Below are 6,724 nucleotides of genomic sequence, written 5' to 3' on the forward strand. Positions count from 1 at the left end.
AAAAATGTAATTCAAAACTGATTAAATAAAAAAGCCTTTATCTGCAAAAAACAAATAAAGGCCTGAAGTATTATAAAATCTTATTGAGAAAGATTTTCAGATATGTTTTTGATATGTTTCTATAAAGGAAAATCAACCGCGAATCATCTCAATATGCTCGATATCATCTTCAAGATACATTTCGCTTGATTGAACAAATCCATGGCTTTCGTAAAATTTCTTCAAATATAGTTGTGCTCCAATCGTGATTTTATCTTTATCGAAATGTGTTTTTATTCCGGCAATTGCTTCACGCATTAAATCGTGTCCCCATTTTTTATCGCGATAATTGGCATCAACTACTACTCGACCAATTGAACTATTATCGAAACTAATTCCGGCATCAAATAAACGCGAATACGCGACGATTTTACCATCATATTCTCCTATCAGATGCAATGCTTTCTTGTCTTTGCCGTCAAGATCTAAATAAACGCAGTTTTGCTCCAATACAAAGATCTCACTTCTTAGTTTAAGCAAATCATATAACTCATGAACCGTTAGTGCTTCAAACGGTTTTATTTTCCATTTTAATTCCATCATTACCTATTGTTGACATTGAAGCGCCTAAATTAATTCAAAAAAACAGAACTAAACCAAGATTTTACGGATATAAACAAAAAAACCCGACTTCGAGAATAGTCAGGTTCTTTGTTTTTGTTTGAAAGTTTAAATCTAAAGTATTAAAATCGTGTACTTATTTTTTCTTCATGATAATTTCCATACTCTTGTATTCTGATCCATTTTTGGTGTCAAACATTTCCATTTTACGAGTAGTTGGGTCAACAATTGTATAAATTTCCCGATAAGGTGTTTTTTTACCGTTTACAGGATTCACCATTTCTCCTTTGAATTCTATACTTTTCGTTTTATCGTCAAATGTACCGGTGGCAACTACCATTCCTGTTCCCATATTGTCGATAAAAGTGGTTGTATATTCTTTACTAGCGTTGTTATAAGCTAATGTGTTTTTTCCTTCAAAAGGCTGTCCCATCATTTTTCCCTGATAATTTGCTTCCTGATAACGGCCGCCAAGTATCATTTTGATATTTGCTGTCGAAGTTGCTTTTTCAGGTTTTCCATTTGCTTCTGACCAAAAAGTCATATCGCAATTCCAGGTTCCTATTTCATCTGCCATCATTTTATGTGGATTTCCCGGAGTTGCGTAGGCTACCCATGCTTTCATTTGTGCTGCCGAATCTAAAGGTTCTTCGACAATTGGTTCTTCTGTTTTAACACCATCTGCAACTTTTGCAGTTTCAGTTTCAGCTTTTATTTCTTTTTTACACGAAACAAAACACAATGCGAACATGGATAGTGTGATATAAAAATTTTTCATAACTAATTGATTTAATGATTATTAAAACAAAAGTATAAAAAATTCAGAAACTACCTTTTATCTATTTTTACTGATTTTATAATCGCTTCGAGATCTAACATCAAATCTCGTTCTTCGTTTGACGGTGAATAACAAAATCCTTCGATGACCAAAATTCTATTATAGGTTTTGTCTACAATGGCATAATTTATAAATGGACCTGCCATAAAATCATTCTTTAATTCCCAACTTCCTTTAGTTTCATAGGCTTTTTTGCCGTCTAATTCTGTGGTTGAAAAATAAGGTGCATAAGCTTCTCCGGTGATCATTCGGGTATTTGGTTCGCGGCCTTTGATATAATAACCTACTGAATCTCTCATTTTGATAATGCTTCCAACAACGTTTGAACCTGTCTTGAAATCATGAAGGGGAATTTGATAAATAAGTAAACTTGTGTTGCCGCTAATAATGTCTTTCTTAAGCCAGATAAAGTTCTTTTTATGCAACATATATTCATATCCTGTTGGAATTTGTATGTCGATATGAAATTTGTTTTTTATAACAGCCGGATGCAATAATGATTTGCTATTATCTTCCTGAATCTTCTGAATCTCGGCATCTCTAATAATCTTTATTATTTGTGCCGAATTCATTTCGATACTGCAAATAATATCGTCTATTGATTTTCCGTAAATGCGAAATGTATTGTGTGGTAATGCTTTGCTTCGAATGATTTCGAATTTGTCCGTGGCTGCTTTTTTTACAACAATAATACTTCGGCTATCGGTAACGAAGCCTTCGAGTAATTTGGCAGGATATTGATTGATTGTAAAAAGTGGTTCTTCCTGGGTAAGTCCCCAAACCGGTGAGGCAAATTTATTTCTAATTGTATCGCCCACTTCTCCATACCATAACTGATCGTCTATGATTATGGAAATTGTATTTGTTTTACCGGATACTGGCTGGGATTGTCTTTCGTTTTTAAAACACGAAATCAGCACAAATGGTAATAGTAACAAAAAAAAATGGGTTTTATTCATTTTATTAATTTATGAAATAAAACCCAAATTTAAATAAGATTTTTTATTATCCGTTTATTTTAAGTTTCATTCCGGGTTTAATATCTCCATCTTTAATATTATTCCATTTTTTAATATCTGAAATGGTTATTCCAGGATATTTTTTTGAAATACTATATAACGAATCTCCTTTTTTAACGTAATAATCTTCTCCTAAGGTTTTTGCAGAAGCTGCTTTTTTCTTAAACGGATCGATATTATTTACTACTATAGCTGTTGAAACATTGTTTCCTTCAACAACAGTCACGATTTTAGAGATAACTAATGTTTTTCCTAATCCAACATTGTTTGATGTTAGATTGTTCAGATCTTTTAGGTCAGCAACAGTCGTACCAAATTTTTTGGCAATGCTGCCTAAATTATCTCCGGCAACTACAACATATTCCTGATTTACTGTATTTGATTTTTCATTCTCTTCAGAAGATGCAATTGCTGTTTCTGTATTTTTCTCAACTACAGGATTAGACTTTATGTCTTCAGTATTTTTAGCAATTGGATCAACATCTGATTTGATTTTTAATGTTTTTCCTAACGCAACTGCATTTGATTTAAGATTGTTCCACTTTTTTAAGTCTGCAACATTTACATTATACTTTTCAGCAATGGTAATTAAATTATCACCTTTTCTAATTTTGTATAACTGAATATCTTTAGCCAATTCCGGTTTCTCTTTTGCAAAAGGTCTTGCTTTTGGAGCTACTTTTAATGCTAATTGTGCAGGAAGAGTTCTTCTTTGTGATTGATAAGCAACATAATCGTAGATCTTATCTTCGTTTGAAGCAAATGTGGCAATTTTATCTTTCGGTAAACGCAAGAAATGAGGTTCTCCCTGATAATAAGGCACAACATTTAATTTATAAGAAGGATTTAAAAGTTGTATTTGAGATTGTGGCATGTCTAACAAATCTGCGATTTGTTTGAATGTCATTTCTCTTTTGATATTGATTGTGTCGGTTTCAAAGTTTTTAACGACTGCTCTTTCCGGGTTAATTCCGTGTTCTTTATGATATTCAAAAAGATACATTGTTGCTAAAAAAGCCGGAACATAACCTTGTGTTTCTTTTGGAAGATAATTGCGGATGTCCCAGTAACTTGTTTTTCCGCCAGAGCGACGAATTGCTTTTGTAACATTTCCTGGTCCTGAATTATAAGATGCTAAAACCAATTCCCAATCACCAAAGATTTTATACATCTTGGTCATATATTCTGATGCTGCGGCTGTAGCTTTAAGTGGATCGCTACGTTCGTCAATATAAGAATCAATTTTAAGTGCGTATTGTTTTCCGGTTCCGTACATGAATTGCCAAAGTCCGGTGGCGCCCATTTTAGAAACTGCTTTAGGGTTTAAAGCAGATTCTACAACGGCTAAATATTTAATTTCTAAGGGAACATTTTGTTTGGCAAAAGCGTCCTCAAAAATTGGGAAATAATATTCTGATAAAGCCATTAATCGAGAAAACGATTTTTTACGGTTCTTAAGAAATGACTTTATTATATTTTCTAATCCTTGATTGTATTCAATCTCAAAGGGTGATTTCTCATTCATCGCCGTAAGTCGTTGTTTGAGCAACTCTGTTGGCAATTCTTCATCAACGGTAACGTCTGTGTTGATGGTTTGAATGTCTTTTGTCAGATCGTCATAAATATCTAAACTTGTTAATTCTTTCATCCAAAGACTGTCTACTCGAGTAGCAACATCATCTTTTTTGAAAGTACTTTTAACTGAATCCAGATAAGATAACTTTACTTCTGGTTTAATTTCTATTGTTGATGTTGTTGGGACTACCTGTGCAAACATCGACATCGAAAAAAAAGCGGAAACCACTATTGATAATTTTTTTACAATCATATAACATTTTTTTAAAATCCTATAATTCAAATAATTACAGAAGTCTTACTTTTGCAAACTTAAACAGATTAACGATGAAAAATACGCAAAAAAATGTTAATTGTGATATTTTAGTCTAAAATCGCGGCGATTCCAGGTAAAACTCTTCCTTCTAACATTTCTAGCATTGCCCCGCCACCAGTGGAAACGTAGCTCATTTTGTCTTCAAAACCAAACTGTTTTACTGCTGCAACTGAATCTCCTCCACCAACTAGTGAAAAAGCTCCGTTTTGAGTAGCTTCTGCGATATAATCACCTAATGCAATTGTTCCTTTAGAGAAAGTTTCCATCTCAAAAACTCCTAATGGACCATTCCATAAGATAGTTTTTGATTCTAAAATTACTTTCTTGAAGTTCTCTAAAGATTTTGGACCTGCGTCAAGACCTTGCCATCCGTCAGGAATTTCTCTTACGTCGACCACTTGTGTATTTGCTGTATTTGAGAAATCGTCTGCTGCAATTACGTCAACCGGAATGTGAATTTGTACTCCCTTTTCTTTAGCAAGTCTTAAAATTTCAAGTGCTAATTCTTGTTTATCATCTTCACAGATAGAATCTCCAATTTTACCTCCAAGTGCTTTAACAAATGTAAAAGTCATACCACCACCAATGATCATATGATCTACTTTGTCAAGTATGTTTTCGATAACTGTAATTTTTGAAGAAACTTTCGATCCTCCTAAAACTGCTGTTACTGGTTTTTCACTGTTTTTAAGAACTTTATTTAAACTTTCAATTTCTTTTGCCAATAATGTTCCGAATGTTTTATCGTTTGGAAAAAATTGTGCAATAATTGTAGTCGAAGCGTGTGCTCTGTGTGCTGTTCCAAATGCATCGTTTACGTAGATATCTCCAAGTGACGCTAATTCTTTTGCAAAAGCAACATCTCCAGCTTCTTCTTCTGCATGAAAACGTAAATTTTCTAATAATAAAACTTCTCCCGGTTGTAAATTTTTAGCAGCGGTTTGAGCTACTTCTCCAACACAGTTTTCAGCAAACTTAACCTGAACTCCTAAAATTTCAGAAGCTGTTTTTAAAATGTGTTTTAATGAATATTTTTCTTCAGCACCTTTTGGTCTTCCTAAATGCGACATCAAAATTACGCTTCCGCCTTGAGCTAAAATTGCATCAATTGTAGGCTTTGCAGCTTCGATACGTGTTGCATCTGTTACATTAAAATTCTCATCCAGTGGCACATTAAAATCAACACGGATAATTGCTTTTTTATTTTTAAAATCGAAATCGTTTAAAGTTTTCATTTTGATAATTTTTTAATTTTTCTGATAGAAAAACAAATATAGAACTTTTAGAGTAGTAATAAATTTGAAAAATCTAAAAATAATATACCATTAACAACGAAAACGTTGTAATTTATGAAAATAAACAAATTAAGTATTAAAATTGCTAAAAATGCTTACAGATCTAATTAATCGTGAACCGGACCTTGTGTACAAGGACAGTTACTGATTGCTTGTAAGAAATCGAAACCAATCGTTATAGAATGAGTTCCGGTATTGTAAGCGCCAAGATCGTTGAACATTACCTGGTACGAATAAGCAAAATAGAATTTAGATTTCATGAAACCAACCATTGGTCCAACTGATAATGGTTTTGGAAACTGGTCGTTTAAGAAACGGTATGAAACTCCAATCCAATAATAATCTTCGTAACGATTGTAACGTCTGTACTTGAAGTTGAAATCGGTTGTTGAACGTTTATCACTAGCAAAGTATTGATAAAAAACAGATGGTTCGTATTCTATACGACTGTTTTCTCCGTCTTTAAAAGTATAACCTGTGTATACCTGATAGTTCGAAAGTAAATTAGGTTCGTTTTTTCTGTCAATATTAAAATTTTTCTTTAAAACATTATTGGCATTAAAACTGAAATAGAAACTCTTGTTACGATACAAGGCACTAATATCAAAGTTATTATTTGCTGTATAACGATTGTCCGTCGGCATGTTTGGATCTGCTATAGGTCCGTCATTGGTGAAGTTTCCGGTTTCTATACGGAAACTATTAAAGTTATACGAAATACCAAAAGACAAATATTGCTTTGAATAATAATCTAAAATGATATGATGTGCAAAAGATACTTTAGCACCCATTTGTCTCGTATTTCCGTTACTGTCATTATATAATGAAATACCAACTCCAGAACGATCTAAAACACGAAAATCAGCATACAAAGATTGGTTATCCGGCGCATCTTTAATTCCCACCCATTGAGTAAGGCCATTGGCACGAATTCTAAGGTTGTCACCAATACCCGCATAAGCAGGAGAAAGCACAAAAGGGTTATCAGCCAAATATTGTGTAAAAACTGGTAGGTTTAACTCTTGGCTGTAACTTGTTGTTACAGCCATGAGTACTAAGGATAAAATTAATTTTTTCATTG

The 6,724-nt window shown here is 33.1% G+C and carries 6 protein-coding genes; all 6 read right to left on the reverse strand.

Translation table 11 applies throughout. The features are described 5' to 3' along the window. Window positions 1-132: 132 nt before the first annotated feature. A complete protein-coding gene (locus tag WN975_RS19135) occupies window positions 133-579 on the reverse strand; it encodes a GNAT family N-acetyltransferase (RefSeq protein ID WP_337969008.1) in 447 nt (148 codons plus the stop codon). Between the two features lie 157 nt (window positions 580-736). Then, complete coding sequence (locus WN975_RS19140) at window positions 737-1,378, reverse strand: DUF1579 domain-containing protein (RefSeq protein ID WP_337967886.1); 642 nt, start codon at window positions 1,376-1,378, stop codon at window positions 737-739. A gap of 50 nt (window positions 1,379-1,428) precedes the next feature. Further along, a complete protein-coding gene (locus tag WN975_RS19145; protein ID WP_337967887.1) occupies window positions 1,429-2,397 on the reverse strand; it encodes a DUF4837 family protein in 969 nt (322 codons plus the stop codon). Window positions 2,398-2,443: 46 nt separating this feature from the next. Further along, window positions 2,444-4,285 (reverse strand): LysM peptidoglycan-binding domain-containing protein, encoded by a 1,842-nt coding sequence (locus WN975_RS19150; RefSeq protein ID WP_337967888.1) that lies wholly within the window; start codon window positions 4,283-4,285, stop codon window positions 2,444-2,446. A gap of 110 nt (window positions 4,286-4,395) precedes the next feature. Then, entirely contained in the window at window positions 4,396-5,583 is a 1,188-nt protein-coding gene (locus WN975_RS19155) for a phosphoglycerate kinase (RefSeq protein ID WP_337967889.1), read from the reverse strand. A 167-nt stretch (window positions 5,584-5,750) separates the two neighbouring features. Further along, on the reverse strand, window positions 5,751-6,722 hold the full coding sequence (locus tag WN975_RS19160; RefSeq protein ID WP_337967890.1) for a type IX secretion system membrane protein PorP/SprF: 972 nt from the start codon (window positions 6,720-6,722) through the stop codon (window positions 5,751-5,753). Window positions 6,723-6,724: the final 2 nt, after the last annotated feature.

Source organism: uncultured Flavobacterium sp. (genome assembly GCF_951805225.1).
In the GTDB taxonomy this organism is placed as follows: domain Bacteria; phylum Bacteroidota; class Bacteroidia; order Flavobacteriales; family Flavobacteriaceae; genus Flavobacterium.